The organism is Aeromicrobium sp. Leaf289, from assembly GCF_001423335.1.
Lineage (GTDB): Bacteria > Actinomycetota > Actinomycetes > Propionibacteriales > Nocardioidaceae > Aeromicrobium.
Window position 1 is genome coordinate 262,223 of sequence record NZ_LMNK01000002.1, and the last position, 16,365, is coordinate 278,587.

Below are 16,365 nucleotides of genomic sequence, written 5' to 3' on the forward strand. Positions count from 1 at the left end.
AGACCGGCACTGCCGGGATCTCCGACGCCGGTGGCACCCTGCCGAACGCCGGCGGCACCTCGCTCTGGCTGCTCGCGGCCGGCGCGATGCTCACACTCGCCGGCATGACGGTCCTGCGCCGGGGCAGCCGCTCCGACGACGCTGCGCCGACCTCGGTCGCGGTGGGCCACGTCGCGATGGCCGGACCGCCTCCTTCGGCAGCGCTTCCGGCACTGGTGGCCCCGGCTTCCCTCACGAGCCGTGCGGCGCCCCGCCGGGTGCTGCGCCGACGTGACCTGGCCTGGCTGGGTGCGGCGGTGGCGATCGCCCTGGGCATCGGAGTCCGGCGCCAGCGCGCCTGACCCGTGAACGAGGACCGCCCGGCACCCTGGGGTGCCGGGCGGTCCTCGTTCGTCAGGGGACGACGCGTCCGAGCTCGGCGTTCAGCGAGGTCTTGAGCGCGTCCGGGGCGAAGGAGGCGTCGACGGCCGCTCGCGCCAGGTCGACGACGCCCGCGCGGTCGAGGCCGAGCAGGTCGGCGGCCACCGCGTACTCGCGCGACAAGGTGGTGCCGAACATGGGCGGGTCGTCGCTGTTGATCGTCACCGGGACCCCGGCGGCCACCAACGTGGGCAGCGGGTGCTCGGCGAGCGACGGGACGGAACGGGTGCACACGTTCGACGTGGGGCACACCTCGAGCACGATCCCGCGCTCGGCGAGCAGCGCCATGAGCTCGGGGTCCTGCGCCGCGGCGATGCCGTGGCCGATGCGCTCGGCCCCGAGGTGCTCGATCGCGTCGCGGATCGTCTGCGGGCCGGTGGACTCACCCGCGTGCGGGACGCTGCGCAGCCCCGCGGCGCGGGCGGCGTCGAAGTGCCGCGCGAACTGCGGCCGCGGGACGCCGACCTCGGGGCCGCCCAGGCCGAAGCCCACCAGCGCGTCGGGCCGCAGCCGCAGCGCGACGTCGAGCGTCACGTCGGCCGCCTCCACCCCGGACTCGCCGGGGACGTCGAAGATCCAGCGCAGCACCAGGCCGGTCTCGGCCTCCACCCGACGGCGGGCGTCCTCGACGGCCTCGAGGTAGGCCTCGGCGGGGATGCCGCGCACGATGGACGTGTACGGCGTGAGCGTCAGCTCGGCGTACCGCACGTTCTGCGCCGCGAGATCGGTGCCCACCTGGTGGGTGAGGGTCCAGAGGTCGTCGGGCGTGCGCAGCAGGTCCACGACCGACAGGTAGACCTCGATGAAGTGCGCGAAGTCGGTGAACCGGAAGTAGTCGGCGAGCGCGGTGGGGTTGGTCGGCACGGGCGTGCTGCCCTCGTGGCGCTGGGCCAGCGTGGAGACCGCCTCGATCGATGCCGACCCGACGTGGTGCACGTGCAGCTCGGCCTTCGGGAGCTGCTGGAGGAACGCGATGTCGACCGAACCGGTGTGGGCGGCTCCGGCGTCGTCGGCGCTCCGCCCGCTCATGGGACGTCGGTCGCTTCGGGCACCACCGAGAGGTGGGGCTGGGCCGCATGCTGCTGCCGCTCGACCACGCTGCCGCGGTCGGCGAAGTCGACCTCGAGCGTGAGCACGTTCTCGTCGTCGAGGTCGAACGTGACCCGACGGGCCGTGGCCGTGAGGTTGCCGGCCTTGCCCTCCTCGAGCCACTCGGTGCTGCCGTCGTCGGAGACCAGGCCCACCCGGGCCTGCTCGCCGCGCTGCCCCCGGAAGACGACCGGGCCGGGGCCGCTGTCGCGGATCACCAGGGCGCCGCGGCTGACCCGCCGGTCGTCGGTCTCGACGGTGGGGGTCTCCTCACCACCGAAACGCCCGAACGACCACTTCTGGTCGACGAGCACGACGTCCTCGCCCGACCTGCCGTCACTGACCTCGTACCTCACGATCAACACGTCCGTCAGTCTAGGCAGGTGCCCGCAGGCGCGACCGGACGGTGCACCCGCCCGGCGCGCGACCCGTCCGGCACCGCCTCAGGCGCCGGGGACGATCGCCGTGATGACGGTGCCGTCGGAGCGGCGCGTGCCGGCCGGGTTCGGCGGCTCACCCTCGAGCCGCGGCCCCTGGCCCGCGAGGGCGACCGTGACCGGCTCGCCCGGGCCCACGACGACCTCGGTGCCGCGCACGTCGAACGCGAGGTGGCCGTCGCCGTCCTCCACCGTGAGGTCGAGCTCGTCGGGGCGCACCGTCACCCGCACCCGGGTGCCGCGCAGCGTGACCCGGTAGGTGAGCGACTCCCAGTCGTCGGGCAGGCGCGGATCGATGCACCACTGGCCGGCGCCGAGGTCGCGGAACCCGCCGAACCCGGCGGCCACGGCGCTCCACACGCCACCGGTCGACGCCACGTGGACGCCGTCGGACGTGTTGCCGTGCCGGTCGGCCAGGTCGACGAAGAGCGCCGACAGGAAGTAGCGGTACGCCAGGTCGTGGTACCCGACCTCGGCCGCGATGATCGACTGCACGACGGCCGACAACGTCGAGTCGCCCGTGGTGATCGGGTCGTAGTACTCGAAGTCGGCGCGCTTCTGCTCGGGCGTGAAGTCCTCGCCCTGCAGGAACAGCGCCAGCACGACGTCGGCCTGCTTGAGCACCTGGAACCGGTAGATGACCAGCGGGTGGTAGTGCAGCAGCAGGGGGCGGCTGTCGAGCGGCGTGTGGTCGAGGTCCCACATCTCGCGCTCGAGGAAGTGCGAGTCCTGCGGGTGGATGCCGAGGTGCTCGTCGAACGGGATGCTCATGCCACGCGCGGCACGTCCCCACTCCTCGACCTCCTCCTCGGTGAGCGAGAGCCGCTCGGCCGCGGCCTCGTAGGCGGCGGGGTTGGCGTGCTGGAGGGTGCGGACCGCCTCGGCCGCCCGGCGCAGGTTGAAGCGCGCCATGACGTTCGTGTACAGGTTGTCGTTCACGACCGTCGTGTACTCGTCGGGACCGGTGACGCTGTGGATGTGGAAGGTCCCGCCCTCCTCGCTGCGCCAGAAGCCGAGGTCGGCCCACAGTCGGGCCGTCTCGACGAAGATGTCGATGCCCTGGCGGTCGAGGAACTCGGTGTCGCCCGTGGCGCCGATGTACTGGCTCAGCGCGTACGCGATGTCGGCGTCGATGTGGTACTGCGCGGTGCCGGCCGCGTAGTACGCCGACGCCTCCTCACCGTTGATGGTCCGCCACGGGAACAGGGCGCCCTTCTGGGCGAGCTGGTCGGCGCGACGGCGGGCCGCGTCGAGCAGCGAGTAGCGGAACCGCAGCGCGTTGCGGGCCGCGCTCGGGGTCGTGTACGTCAGGAACGGCATGACGTAGACCTCGGTGTCCCAGAAGTAGTGGCCGCCGTAGCCCGAGCCGGTGACCCCCTTCGCGGGGATGCCCTGGCCCTCGGCCCGCGCCGACGCCTGCACGATCGAGAACAGGTTCCAGCGGATGGCCTGCTGGATCTCCGGCTGGCCCGGGACCTCCACGTCGGCGCGCTGCCAGAACGCGGTCAGCCAGTCGCGCTGGTCGCTCGTCTGCTGCTCCACGCCCTGCTCGCGCACCCGGTCGAGAGTGCGTCGGCAGCGGTCGAGCAACTCGCGCGAGGGCACCCCGCGCGACGTGTGGTACGCCACCGTCTTGGTGAGCCGGATGGGCACGCCGGGCTCGGCGGCGATCCGGAACGTCGTCTTCGCGAGGTCGTCGCCGGTGACCACGCGGCTCGTGACCATGTTCTCGGTCTGCAGGTCGTGGTCGGCCATCACGGCGAGCGTCATGCCGCTCTCGGCGCACCGGTACCCCAGCGCCACGCGTCCGGTGTCGGGCTCGCCGAGCTGCTCCTGGGGCTCGAGCACACGGCGCTGGAGCCGCTCGGCCTTGCGGGGGTCGTTGCCCTCGCCGACCTTGCCCTCGCCCATCGCGCTGGCGCGCACGTGGTACTCGTCCTCGCCGTCCTGGCGGTTGAGGATCTGCGACGAGATGGCCACCGGCGCGGAGTCGTCGAGCAGCGTGACCTCGAAGGTCATGATCGCGAGGTGCTTCTGCGCCAGGCTGACCATGCGGGTGGACTCGATCCGGACCCGCTTGCCCGACGGGGTCCGCCACAGCAGGCTCCGCCGGAGCACGCCCTCGCGCAGGTCGAGGCTGCGCTCGTAGCCGAGCAGGTCGGCCACCGAGAGCAGCAGCGGCTCGTCGTCGACGTAGAGCCGGATGATCTTGGCGTCGGGGGCGTTGACGATCGTCTGGCCGACCCGGGCGAACCCGAAGGCCTCCTCGGCGTGCTGGATCGGCCACGTCTCGTGGAAGCCGTTCACGAACGTGCCGTGCGTGTGGGAGTCGCGACCCTCCTCCACGTTGCCGCGCAGGCCGAGGTAGCCGTTGCCGACGGCGAACACGGTCTCGGTGAGGCCCAGGTCGCTGCTGTCGTAGCGGACCTCGGTGAGCTTCCACGGGTCCACGGGGAAGCGCGAGCGGTCGAGGAAGTCGCGCACCGGCGGCGCCTCGTGCGAGGGGCCGAAGCCGCGGTCCTCGTCGGTGCCGGGCGCGGGCTGGTCGAGCGGCGACATCAGAGCAGGTCTCGCAGGTCGCTCACGACCTCGTCGGCTCCGTGCTCGCGCAGCGCGTCGGCTCCGGCGCCGCGGTCGACGCCCACGACCAGGCCGAAGCGTCCGGCGTGGCCGGCAGCGACGCCCGAGGTGGCGTCCTCGAGCACCACGGCTCGCGACGGCTCGACGTCGAGCTGCTGCGCGGCGAAGAGGAAGGTGTCGGGCGCGGGCTTGCCGGCGAGCTGGCGGTCCCCCGCCACGACGCCGTCGACGATCACCGGGAAGTGGTCGATGAGCCCGGCGGCGCGCAGCACCTTGGGGGCGTTGCGTGAGCTGGAGACGATCGCCATCTGCGTGCCGGCGGCGGCCAGCTGCTCCACGAGCGCCACGGAGCCCGGGTACGCGACCACGCCGTCGCGGTCGAGGACCTCCTCGAAGGCCACGTTCTTGCGGTTGCCGAGCCCGCCGACGGTCTCCTCCTCGGGGGCGTCGTCGGGCGTGCCCTCGGGCAGCTCGATGTCGCGCGAGGCCAGGAACGAGCGCACGCCGTCGTAGCGCGGCTTGCCGTCGACGTACCGGTAGTAGTCGTCGTCGGTGTACGGCTCCTCGACCCCCCGCGCCGTCAGGAAGTCGTTGAACATCTGGTTCCAGGCGCGCATGTGCACCTCGGCCGTCGGGGTGATGACACCGTCGAGGTCGAAGAGGGCCGCGTCGTAGTCGCTCCAGTCCACCCGAGAAGCGTAGGCCCGCCTCGTGTCGCCGATGTGAACGGCGTCCGATTGCGGGTCGGGCCGGCGGGTACTCCCCGGGTGTGACCCCTCCCTCGTGCCCCGAAGTGGTGGGCCGGGCCGTCCGCGACCATGCTGGACGTCATGCCCCCCTCCGACGCTGACGACCTCGCGCGCCTCGCCGCGGCCCACGGCGTCGCGGTCGCGTACGAGGGCTCGGACCGGCGCCCCGTCGAGGTGGACCGCGAGATCGTCGTGGCCGTGCTCGGTCAGCTGGGCGTCGACGCCACGACCCCGGAGGCGGTCGACCACGCACTCGAGCGCGCCGCGGCCGACACCCGACCGCTCGAGTCGACCATCGCCGCGACGCAGGGCGTGGCCCGCGAGGTCGGCGTGGCGGGTCGGGTGCTGCTGGAGGACGGCGGCCACCTCGACGTGCAGGGGACGCTGCCCGCGGACCTGCCGCTCGGCTGGCACCGGTTCGTCACCGACGCCCAGGACGTGACGCTCGTCGTCGCCCCGGCCCGACTGCCGGAGGTGCCGCGCACGTGGGGCTGGATGCTCCAGCTGTACGCGTTGCACTCGGCCGGGTCGTGGCAGATGGGCGACCTGGTCGACCTCGCCGACCTGGCCCGCCGCGCCGCCACCGAGCAGGGTGCCGGCGTGCTGCTGGTCAACCCGGTGCAGGCGTTCGTGCCGTCGACGCCGCTCGTCCGCTCCCCCTACTCCCCGTCGAGCCGACGGTTCGCGAGCCCGCTCTACCTGCGCGTGACCGACGTCGACGCTTTCGCCGCGGCCGACCCGTCGGTCCGCGACCAGGTGCTACGGCTAGCACCGGAACCCGATCCTGCGGACGACCTGCTCGACCACGACGCCGTGTGGGAGGCGAAGCGCGCGGCCCTGGAGCTGCTGCGACCCTTCGCCCCCGCCGACGAGGACGTCGACCTCGACGCCGAGCCCGACCTGGCCGCCTTCGCCACGTTCTCGGCCCTGGCCGAGCAGCACGGCGCCGACTGGCGCACCTGGCCGGAGCCGCTGCGCGACCCGACCTCCGACGCCGTCGTCCGGGCCCGCGCCGACCTGGCCGACCGCGTCGCCTTCCACGCCTGGCTCCAGCACCTGTGCCGTCAGCAGCTCGACGCCGCCCGCGACGCGGCCCACGACGCCGGCATGGCCGTCGGACTCGTGCACGACCTGCCGGTCGGCGTGCACCCCGGTGGCGCCGACGCCTGGGCCCTGCAGAGCGTGTTCGCCTCCGACGTGCGCGTCGGCTGCCCGGCCGACGCCTTCAACCCGCTCGGCCAGGACTGGGACCTCCCGCCGTGGCGGCCCGACCGCCTGCTCGAGACCGGCTACGCACCCTTTCGCGACGTCGTCCGCAGCGTGCTGCGCCACGGTGACGGCATCCGCGTGGACCACGTGGCGGGTCTGTGGCGGCTGTGGTGGATCCCGCCGGGCGAGCCCGCGCACCGCGGCACCTACGTGCACTACGACGCCGACGTGATGCTCGCCGTCCTGCTGCTCGAGGCCACCCGCGCCGGCGCCATCGTCGTCGGCGAGGACCTCGGCACCGTCGAGGACGTGGTCACCGAGACCATGCACGCGCGCGGCATCCTCAGCTCGGCCGTGCTGTGGTTCGAGCGCGACTGGGACGCCCCGGGGCAGCCGCACGTACCGCCCCGCGCCTGGGAGCCCGAGACCATGGCGAGCATCAGCACCCACGACCTGCCGACGGTCGAGGGCTGGCTGCGCGACGAACGCATCCACGTCCAGGACCGGCTCGACCTGCTGGGCGAGCCGGTGGACGACGCGCTCGCCACCGCGGCCGCCGACAAGGAGGCGCTGCTCGACCTGCTGCGCGCCGAGGGCGTCGACACCGACGACCTGCTCGTCGCGCTGCACGCCGTCATCGCCCCGGCCGCGTCGCGCCTGGTGCTGAGCTCACCCTCCGACGCCGTCGGCCAGGTGCGTCAGCCGAACCTGCCGGGCACCGTGGACGAGTACCCCAACTGGAAGGTCCGCCTTCCCGTGGACCTCGACGCCTTCTTCGACCACCCCCGGGTGCAGGCCGCCGTCGCCCCGCTGCGCGCCGCCCGCCCCACCTGACCACCCAACCGGCACGACCCCATCCGAGGAGAACCCCCGTGCGCCCCTGGCCCGGATCGCCCTACCCGCTCGGTGCCACGTACGACGGCACCGGCACCAACTTCGCCCTGTTCTCGGAGGTCGCCGACCTCGTGGAGCTGTGCCTCTTCGACGAGTGGGGCACCGAGACCCGCGTCCGCCTCGAGGAGGTCGACGGCTTCGTCCACCACGGCTTCCTGCCCGGCATCGGCCCCGGCCAGCGCTACGGCTACCGCGTGCACGGTCCGTGGGACCCCGAGAACGGCCTGCGCTGCAACCCGCAGAAGCTGCTCATCGACCCGTACGCGAAGGCCGTGCAGGGCCAGCCCGACTGGGACCCGTCGCTCTTCGCCTACGAGATGGGCTCGCCCGACGAGCCGAACGACGACGACTCCGCCGGCCACGTGCCGTTCTCGCTCGTGGTCGACACGTTCTTCGACTGGGCCGACGACCGCCCGCCGCGCCGGCCCTACAACGAGTCGATCATCTACGAGGCGCACGTCCGGGGGCTCACGATGACCCACCCCGACGTCCCCGAGGAGCTGCGCGGCACCTATGCGGCGCTCGCGCACCCCGCCGTGATCGAGCACCTGACCGGCCTCGGCGTGACCGCCATCGAGCTGCTCCCCGTGCACCAGTTCGTCACGGACCACTACCTCGTCGAGAAGGACCTGACGAACTACTGGGGCTACAACACGATCGGCTTCTTCGCCCCGCACGACGCCTACACCTCCCAGCCCGGTCGCCAGGTGCAGGAGTTCAAGGGCATGGTCCGCGCGCTCCACGCCGCGGGCATCGAGGTCATCCTCGACGTCGTCTACAACCACACCGCGGAGGGCAACCACCTCGGGCCGACGCTGTCGATGCGCGGCATCGACAACCAGGCCTACTACCGCCTCGTCGAGGACGACGAGCAGCACTACATGGACTACACCGGCACCGGGAACTCGCTGAACGTGCGCCACCCCACGCCGCTGCAGCTCATCATGGACTCGCTGCGCTACTGGGTCACCGAGATGCACGTCGACGGGTTCCGCTTCGACCTGGCGGCCACGCTGGCGCGCGAGTTCTACGACGTCGACAAGCTGGCCACCTTCTTCGAGCTGGTGCAGCAGGACCCGGTGGTCAGCCAGGTGAAGCTGATCGCCGAGCCGTGGGACGTGGGCCCCGGCGGCTACCAGGTGGGCAACTTCCCGCCGCTGTGGACGGAGTGGAACGGCCTGTACCGCGACACGGTGCGCGACTTCTGGCGCGGCGAGCCGTCGACGCTGGGCGAGTTCGCGTCGCGGATCAGCGGCTCGTCCGACCTCTACCAGGACAACGGCCGGCGCCCGTACGCGTCGATCAACTTCGTGACGGCCCACGACGGCTACACGCTGAACGACCTGGTGTCGTACGAGCAGAAGCACAACGAGGCCAACGGCGAGGACGGTCGCGACGGCGCCGACGACAACCGGTCGTGGAACTGCGGCGTGGAGGGTCCGACCGACGACCCGGAGATCCTCGAGCTGCGCCGCCGGCAGCGTCGCAACTTCCTGGCCACCATGCTGCTCTCGCAGGGTGTGCCGATGGTGCTGCACGGCGACGAGCTTGGCCGCAGCCAGGGCGGCAACAACAACGTCTACTGCCAGGACAATGAGGTCGCGTGGGTCGACTGGGACCTCGACGAGCACGAGCACTCGCTGCTCGGGTTCACGTCGGCCCTCGCCGCCTTCCGCACGGCCCACCCGGTGTTCCGGCGCCGCCGGTTCTTCCAGGGCAAGCCGATCCGCAAGGGCGACGAGCTGCGCGACATCGCCTGGTTCACGCCGGCCGGCGAGGAGATGACCGAGCAGAACTGGGACGACGGCTTCGGCCGCTCGATCGCGGTGTTCCTCAACGGCCGGGCGATCGCCGACCGCGACGAGCGGGGCGAGCGCGTCGTCGACGACTCCTTCCTGATGGCGTTCAACGCCCACCACGAGGGAATCGAGTTCACCGTGCCGGACGGCGAGTACGCCAGCACGTGGGCGGTCGTGGTCGACACCGCGAGCGGCACGGTCACCGAGCCGGGCGACGAGCTGGTCGAGGGCGGCGCGACGGTCGAGCTCGAGGGCCGCTCGCTGGTGGTGCTGCAGCGGGTCGAGTCGTGAGCACGCCCACGTCGACGTACCGGCTGCAGCTGCGGCCGGGCTTCGGGTTCGCGGAGGCCGAGGCGCTCGTGCCGTACCTGCGCGACCTCGGCGTCGGCGCGGTGTACGTGTCGCCGGTGCTCGACGCGACACCCGGGTCGACGCACGGCTACGACGTCACCGACCCCACGCGGGCACGACCCGAGCTGGGTGGGCCCGACGGCTGGGACTCCCTCACGGACGCCGTGCGCGACGCCGGGATGGGGCTCGTGATCGACGTGGTGCCGAACCACATGTCGGTCGAGGTGCCGCGGGCGAACCCGTGGTGGTGGTCGGTGCTCGCCGAGGGAGAGCGCTCGCCGTGGGCCGGGCACTTCGACGTCGACTGGTCGCGCGGCCGGGTGCTGGTGCCCGTCCTCGGCGACGACGCCGAGGTCGCGGAGCTGGCGGTGGACGGCGAGGAGCTCACGTACTACGACCACCGGTTCCCCATCGACGCCGCGACGCTGGCCGACCCGGGGTTCGCGTCGCTGACGCCGCAGCAGGTGCACGACCGGCAGCACTACGAGCTCGTCGGATGGCGCCGCGGGGCGTCCGAGCTGAACTACCGCCGGTTCTTCGACATCACGACGCTGGCCGCCGTGCGGGTCGAGGACCCGACCGTCTTCGACGACGCACACCGCGAGGTGCTGCGCTGGGTGACCGACGGCCGGGTCACCGGGCTGCGCATCGACCACCCGGACGGGCTGTCCGACCCCGGTGGCTACCTGCGGCGCCTGCACGAGGCCGCGCCCGACGCGTGGCTCGTCGTCGAGAAGATCCTGCACCCCGGCGAGGACCTGCCCGCGAGCTGGCCCGCCGACGGGACCACCGGGTACGACGCCATGCGCGAGGTCGAGGGCGTGCTGCTCGACCCCGCAGGCGAGGCTCCCTGGCAGGCGCTGTCGGAGCGGCTCGGAGCGCCGTCGGACTACGCCGCCGTCGAGGAGGACGCACGGCGCATGGTGACGCAGAAGGTGCTCGTGGCCGAGGTCCGTCGCATCGCCGGCCTGCTGCGCGACGTGCCCGAGGACGCCGCGCGCACGGCCGTCGCGGAGACGATGGTGGCCTTCGGCGTCTACCGGTCCTACCTGCCCGAGGGCGAGGACGACTGGGCCCAGGCGATCGACACGGCGCGCAGCCGTCGGCCCGACGTCGACGAGGCCCTGTCCGCGCTCGACGCGCAGGTCCGCGCGGACCCGCAGGGCGAGCTCGCCACCCGCATCCAGCAGACGTCCGGCATGGTCGTGGCCAAGGGCACCGAGGACACGACCTTCTACCGGTTCACGCGCTTCGCCGCGCTCAACGAGGTGGGCGGCTCCCCCGACGTGTGGGGTGTCGACGTCGAGGGCTTCCACGCGCTCGCCGCTGCCAGGGAGGCCGACCACCCGTCCGCCATGACAGCGCTCACCACCCACGACACGAAGCGCTCGGAGGACACCCGCGCCAGGATGCTGGTGCTGGCCGAGCTCGGCGACGAGGCGACGTCGGCGATCGAGGGCTGGTCGGCCCGCTGCGGGCTCGACGAGCCGGCGCTCGACCTGCTGGCCTGGCAGACCCTGCTCGGGGCCTGGCCGATCAGCGACGAGCGACTGACCGACTACCTGCTCAAGGCGGCGCGGGAGTCCAAGATCCGCACCACCTGGACCGAGACGGACGAGGCCTTCGAGGAGTCGATCCGTGCCTGGCCCGCCCGCGTGCGGGCCGAGGTCGGCGACGAGGTGCAGGCGCTCGTCGACCGCATCGAGGCCCCAGGCCGGACGGTCTCGCTGAGCCAGAAGCTGCTGCAGCTGGCGGGTCCGGGTGTCCCTGACGTCTACCAGGGCACCGAGGGCTGGGACCTCTCCCTCGTCGACCCCGACAACCGTCGCCCGGTCGACCACGAGGCCTTCCGCGCGGTGCTCCGCCGGCTCGACGACGGCTGGTTGCCGGAGGTCGACGCGTCGGGGGCGGTGAAGACGTCGCTCGTGCGTCGGGTGCTGACGCTCCGCCGCGACCGGCCGGAGCTGTTCCGCGGCTACGTCGCGGTGGCCGCCCGGGGTCCTGCCGCCGACCACGCACTCGCCTTCGGTCGCAGCGACGACCTGGTCGCCGTGGTCACCCGCCTGCCCGTGGGCCTCGAGGCGCGCGGCGGCTGGGCCGACACGACCCTCTCGCTGGCCGAGGGGACGTGGACCGACGCGCTCACCGGTGCCGTGCTCGAGGGTGGCGACGTCGCGCTGGCCGACCTGCTGCGGACCTACCCCGTCGCCCTGCTCACCCGACAGACCTGACGGCCACTGGCGAGCAGCACCAGCGCCGCACCCGGGCCCTCGGCCCCGGCCCCGCGTCCTGACGACGTGACGACGATTCCGCGCCCAGGAATCGACCTCACGTCGTCGAGACGCCCGGGACGGGGCCGGCGCGTCCGTCCGAGTCGCGCAGTGGGGCACCGGAACTAGGCTCGGGGCATGGAGTTCAGGTACCTCGGGAACAGCGGCCTCAAGGTCAGCGAGATCATCTACGGCAACTGGCTGACCCACGGGTCCCAGGTCGAGAACGACGCGGCGACGGCATGCGTCCGCGCGGCGCTCGACGCCGGCATCACGACGTTCGACACCGCCGACGTCTACGCCAACGGCAAGGCCGAGTCGGTGCTCGGCGAGGCGCTGAAGGGCGAGCGTCGCGCATCGCTGGAGATCCTCACGAAGGTCTACTGGCCCACCGGCCCCGGCGGACCGAACGACACCGGCCTGTCGCGCAAGCACATCATGGAGTCCATCGACGGCTCGCTGCAGCGGCTGCAGACCGACTACGTCGACCTCTACCAGGCGCACCGCTACGACCACGAGACGCCGCTCGAGGAGACGATGCAGGCCTTCGCCGACGTCGTGCGCGCCGGCAAGGCGCACTACATCGGCGTCAGCGAGTGGACCGCCGACCAGCTCCGCGCCGGGCACGCCCTGGCGCAGGACCTCGGCATCCAGCTGATCTCGAGCCAGCCCCAGTACTCGATGCTGTGGCGCGTCATCGAGGGCGAGGTCGTGCCCGCCAGCCGTGAGCTCGGCGTCTCGCAGATCGTGTGGTCGCCCATCGCGCAGGGCGTGCTCAGCGGCAAGTACGAGCCCGGCGCCGACCTGCCCGAGGGCAGCCGCGCCACCGACGAGAAGGGCGGCGCCGACATGATCAAGCGCTTCCTGACCGACGAGACGCTCACGGCCGTCCAGAAGCTGCGGCCCGTCGCCGACGACCTCGGCATCACCATGGCCCAGCTGGCCATCGCCTGGGTGCTGGCCAACGACAACGTCGCCGGCGCCATCGTCGGTGCCTCCCGCCCAGAGCAGGTGGAGTCCAACGCGGCCGCCAGCGGCGTCACCCTGGACGCCGACGTCCTCGCGAAGGTCGACGAGGCGCTCGGCGGCATCCCGACCACCGACCCCGGCCAGACGAAGTCCCCGCCCACCCGGGTGGTCTGAGCGTGACCGTCACCGTCTGGGCGCCCGACCGCGAGCGCGTCCGGGTCCGCATCGACGGCGTCGACCACCCGATGGAGGCGTGGGAGCCCGGCGAGCTGCGCTCGGGCTGGTGGTGGCTCGACACCGAGCTGGCCCCCGGGTCGGACTACGCGTTCCTGCTCGGTGACGACGAGACCCCGCTGCCCGACCCGCGGTCGTCGTGGCAGCCCCAGGGCGTGCACGCGGCCTCACGTGTCTACGACCACGCCGCCTTCGACTGGAGCGACGGCGCCTGGTCGGGCCGGGCGCTTGAGGGGTCGGTCGTCTACGAGCTCCACGTCGGCACGTTCACGCCCGAGCGCACCTTCGACGCGGCGGTCGAGCGGCTCGACCACCTCGTCGACCTCGGCGTGGACCTCGTGGAGGTGCTGCCGGTCAACAGCTTCGACGGCCCGCACGGCTGGGGCTACGACGGCGTGCTCTGGGGCGCGGTGCACGAGCCCTACGGCGGCCCCGACGGCTTCAAGCGGTTCGTCGACGCGTGCCACGCGCGCGGCCTCGGCGTGGTGCTCGACGTCGTCTACAACCACCTGGGCCCGTCCGGCGCCTACCTCGACCGCTTCGGCCCCTACTTCGCCGGCCAGAACGACTGGGGACCCGGCCTGAACCTCGACGCCGAGGGCTCCGACGAGGTGCGCCGCTACGTGCTCGACAACGCGATGGCGTGGTTCGAGCACTTCCACGTCGACGGCCTGCGCCTCGACGCCGTGCACGCGCTGGCGGACACCCGCGCGCTGCCGATCCTGGAGGAGCTGTCCGCCGAGACCGAGCGGATGTCCGTGGCGCTCGGTCGACCGCTGTCGCTGATCGCCGAGTCCGACCTCAACGACCCCCGCATGGTCACGCCCCGCGCCCACGGAGGCCTCGGCATGGACGCGCAGTGGTGCGACGACGTGCACCACGCGCTGCACGTGGCCCTCACCGGCGAGACCGACGGCTACTACGCCGACTTCGCGACGCCCGGCGCGCTCGCGAAGGTGCTGCGCGGCGCCTTCTTCCACGACGGCACCTGGTCGTCGTTCCGCGGGCGCAGCCACGGGCGGCCCGTCGACGTCGACGCGGTGCCCGGCTCGGCGTTCGTGACCTACCTGCAGGACCACGACCAGATCGGCAACCGCGCACAGGGCGACCGGATCTCGGCCACCGTCCCGCCCGACCTGGTGGCGTGCGGCGCCGCCCTCGTGCTGCTGGGCCCGTTCACCCCGATGCTCTTCATGGGCGAGGAGTGGGCGGCGAGCACCCCGTGGCAGTTCTTCGCCTCGTTCCCCGACCCCGAGCTCGCCGACGCCGTGCGCACCGGACGTCGGCGCGAGTTCGGCCGGCACGGCTGGGGCGAGTCCGAGGTGCCCGACCCGATGGACCACGCCACCGTCGAGCGCTCGACGCTGCGCTGGGACGAGCTCGACGACCCCGCCCACCGCGCGGTCCTCGAGACCTACCGCTCCCTCGTCGCCCTGCGGCGGGAGCACCCCGAGCTGCGCGACCCGTCCCTGGCCGACCTCGTCGTCGAGGTCTCCGACGACGACCGTCACGTCGTCATGCACCGTGGCCCGTTCCGCGTCGAGGTCGACCTGGACGCCGCGCGCGCCGTGGTGCTGCGCGACGGCGACGTCGTCTGGGCGTCGACGGGCGGAACCACGGCGTCCGACGCACACTGAGGCATGAGCGACAACGGCAAGAGCGACATCCCCAGCGAGGACCCGCGCGACTCCGCGGAGCCCACGGACGACCCGAAGCACCAGAAGCAGGACCACGAAACCGAGGGCGACGTCGACGACCCCGACGCCCCCGCCCCGTTCTCGGGCCCCTACTCCTGAGGGACCGCCGAGGTGCACCAAACGTGGTCCGACGCGGCCACCTCCCGGCTCCTCGCCGCGGGGTACGAGGCGCTGGACGCCGGTGACGACTGGCCGGTCGGGACGCGCGTCCTGCGCCGTCGCGACCGCAGGGTCGGCTGGTTCCTGTCCCGTCTGCACACCGTCGTGGTCCTCCTCCCCGTGGACCACGCGACGACCGGCCACGTCGACCGTCTGACCGAGACCACGGCCGGCCGGGCCGGGTCGCTCTCGGGCCGGGCCCGCCGACGGTCCGGCAACGGGATCGCGGTGCTCCCCGTCCTCGTGTGCGGCGCCGCCGACGAGCAGGCACGCGACGAGGCGTCGGCACCACCCCGCCGACGGTGGGCCGTCGTCGCGCTGCCGATGCTCGTCGAGCCCGACACGGGCCGGCACGCCGCCCACCGGGGGAACATCACGTGGGGTGGGGTGTTCCAGACGTTCCTCGCCGAGCAGCAGCGCCTCGTGCTCGGTGATCCGCGCGCCGAGGTGCTCGGGAGCAGCGGGCACGGCCGAGCCGGGCGCGCCGCGCTCCTGGCCCTCCTGGGCGTGGCCGGTGTCCTGTTCCTGGCCGCGGTCCTGCTGCTGCTCCTCTGACCGCGCTCACGCCACCGTGAAGGCGTGCAGACCGAGATCGTCGGCAAGCCGCTCGCAGGCCAGCACGCCGCGCACGCTGTTGCCGCGCTCGTTGAGCGGCGGGCTGTAGACACCGATGCCGAGGTGCCGCGGAGCGGCCGCCACCACACCGCCCGCGACTCCGGACTTGGCCGGCATGCCCACGCGGTGCATCCACCGGCCCGACCCGTCGTACATGCCGCACGTGGCCATGACGCTCAGCGTGCTGCGGACCACCTCCACCGGGAGCACCCGGTCACCCGTCACCGGGTTCCGACCGCCGAAGGCGAGCGTCGCTCCCATGACGGCGAGGGTCTCGGCGCTCACCGACACCGCACACACGCGGGCGTAGACCTCGATCGCGTCCTCGACGTCCACGTGCAGCGTCCCGGCGGAGTGCATGAGGTACCCGAGGGCACGGTTCCGGTCGCCGCTCAGGTGTTCCGAGCGGCTCACCTGCTCGTCGACCACGAGCGGCCGGCCCGCCAGTGCGGAGAGCCCCGCGAGGATCCGTCCCGCGCGGTCCTGCGGCCCGTCACCCGCCACCAGGCTCGCCGTCAGCAGGGCACCCGCGTTCACCATCGGGTTCGGCGGCCGACCGGTGTCGCTCTCGAGGCGCACGGCGTCGAAGGCCTCGCCCGTGGGCTCCACCCCGATCTCCTCGAGGTGGGTCGCCCCTGCGTCGACCAGCGCCAAGGCGTAGACGAACGGCTTGACCGCGGACTGGATCGGGAAGGTCACGTCCGTGTCGCCGACCTGGCGCACGTCGCCCGACCGGTCGCACACGGCCAGCCCGAACAGGCCGCTGTCGGCGTCGGCGTGCTCGGGCACGCTCCGGTCGACCTCGCCGTCGTGCGACTCCGCGACGGAGGCGTGCAGCTGGTCGAGGTCGAAGGTCCGGATCCGCTCGTCGATGTCCACCCCCCGTGGGTACC

Annotated in this window: 12 protein-coding genes; 7 read left to right on the plus strand and 5 right to left on the minus strand. The window is 72.9% G+C overall.

Annotated features, from left to right (window positions below):
- Window positions 1-393 precede the first annotated feature (393 nt).
- From ASF37_RS05170 to ASF37_RS05185, 4 genes are all read right to left on the minus strand, one after another.
- On the minus strand, window positions 394-1,449 hold the full coding sequence (locus tag ASF37_RS05170) for an adenosine deaminase (RefSeq protein ID WP_055961730.1): 1,056 nt from the start codon (window positions 1,447-1,449) through the stop codon (window positions 394-396).
- Window positions 1,446-1,874 carry a hypothetical protein gene (locus ASF37_RS05175; protein WP_156368131.1) on the minus strand — a complete coding sequence of 143 codons (429 nt, stop codon included), beginning with the start codon at window positions 1,872-1,874 and terminating at the stop codon, window positions 1,446-1,448. The genes ASF37_RS05170 and ASF37_RS05175 overlap by 4 nt, the downstream gene beginning before the upstream one ends.
- Window positions 1,875-1,952: 78 nt before the next feature.
- Entirely contained in the window at window positions 1,953-4,505 is a 2,553-nt protein-coding gene (locus tag ASF37_RS05180; RefSeq protein ID WP_082480616.1) for a glycoside hydrolase family 65 protein, read from the minus strand.
- Window positions 4,505-5,215: an HAD family phosphatase gene (locus tag ASF37_RS05185; protein ID WP_055961735.1), complete on the minus strand. Its 711-nt coding sequence runs from the start codon at window positions 5,213-5,215 to the stop codon at window positions 4,505-4,507. The genes ASF37_RS05180 and ASF37_RS05185 overlap by 1 nt, the downstream gene beginning before the upstream one ends.
- Window positions 5,216-5,356: 141 nt before the next feature.
- Between ASF37_RS05185 and malQ the strand changes: the two genes are divergently transcribed.
- The 7 genes from malQ to ASF37_RS05215 all read left to right on the plus strand — a co-directional run bounded on the left by malQ (window position 5,357) and on the right by ASF37_RS05215 (window position 15,412).
- Window positions 5,357-7,318 carry a 4-alpha-glucanotransferase gene (gene malQ / locus ASF37_RS05190; protein ID WP_056580424.1) on the plus strand — a complete coding sequence of 654 codons (1,962 nt, stop codon included), beginning with the start codon at window positions 5,357-5,359 and terminating at the stop codon, window positions 7,316-7,318.
- A 38-nt stretch (window positions 7,319-7,356) separates the two neighbouring features.
- On the plus strand, window positions 7,357-9,468 hold the full coding sequence (gene glgX / locus ASF37_RS05195) for a glycogen debranching protein GlgX (RefSeq protein WP_056579376.1): 2,112 nt from the start codon (window positions 7,357-7,359) through the stop codon (window positions 9,466-9,468).
- Window positions 9,465-11,759 carry a malto-oligosyltrehalose synthase gene (gene treY, locus ASF37_RS05200; protein WP_056579378.1) on the plus strand — a complete coding sequence of 765 codons (2,295 nt, stop codon included), beginning with the start codon at window positions 9,465-9,467 and terminating at the stop codon, window positions 11,757-11,759. The genes glgX and treY overlap by 4 nt, the downstream gene beginning before the upstream one ends.
- A 177-nt stretch (window positions 11,760-11,936) precedes the next feature.
- On the plus strand, window positions 11,937-12,941 hold the full coding sequence (locus ASF37_RS05205) for an aldo/keto reductase family protein (RefSeq protein WP_055961746.1): 1,005 nt from the start codon (window positions 11,937-11,939) through the stop codon (window positions 12,939-12,941).
- A gap of 2 nt (window positions 12,942-12,943) precedes the next feature.
- Window positions 12,944-14,638 (plus strand): malto-oligosyltrehalose trehalohydrolase, encoded by a 1,695-nt coding sequence (gene treZ / locus ASF37_RS05210; RefSeq protein ID WP_056579380.1) that lies wholly within the window; start codon window positions 12,944-12,946, stop codon window positions 14,636-14,638.
- A 3-nt stretch (window positions 14,639-14,641) separates the two neighbouring features.
- Complete coding sequence (locus ASF37_RS17085; protein ID WP_156364729.1) at window positions 14,642-14,797, plus strand: hypothetical protein; 156 nt, start codon at window positions 14,642-14,644, stop codon at window positions 14,795-14,797.
- A gap of 12 nt (window positions 14,798-14,809) precedes the next feature.
- Window positions 14,810-15,412: a hypothetical protein gene (locus ASF37_RS05215; protein ID WP_056579382.1), complete on the plus strand. Its 603-nt coding sequence runs from the start codon at window positions 14,810-14,812 to the stop codon at window positions 15,410-15,412.
- A 6-nt stretch (window positions 15,413-15,418) separates the two neighbouring features.
- Here the strand turns inward: ASF37_RS05215 and glsA are convergent, their stop codons facing one another.
- Window positions 15,419-16,351 (minus strand): glutaminase A, encoded by a 933-nt coding sequence (glsA, locus tag ASF37_RS05220; protein ID WP_055961757.1) that lies wholly within the window; start codon window positions 16,349-16,351, stop codon window positions 15,419-15,421.
- Between the last annotated feature and the right edge of the window lie 14 nt (window positions 16,352-16,365).

What these genes read in the sequence shown, in the direction of transcription:
- ASF37_RS17085 (WP_156364729.1), top strand. Translation starts at nt 14,642, where the DNA reads ATGAGCGACAACGGCAAGAGCGACATCCCCAGCGAGGACCCGCGCGAC.
- ASF37_RS05205 (WP_055961746.1), top strand. Translation starts at nt 11,937, where the DNA reads ATGGAGTTCAGGTACCTCGGGAACAGCGGCCTCAAGGTCAGCGAGATC.
- ASF37_RS05180 (WP_082480616.1), bottom strand. Translation starts at nt 4,505, where the DNA reads ATGTCGCCGCTCGACCAGCCCGCGCCCGGCACCGACGAGGACCGCGGC.
- ASF37_RS05170 (WP_055961730.1), bottom strand. Translation starts at nt 1,449, where the DNA reads ATGAGCGGGCGGAGCGCCGACGACGCCGGAGCCGCCCACACCGGTTCG.
- malQ (WP_056580424.1), top strand. Translation starts at nt 5,357, where the DNA reads ATGCCCCCCTCCGACGCTGACGACCTCGCGCGCCTCGCCGCGGCCCAC.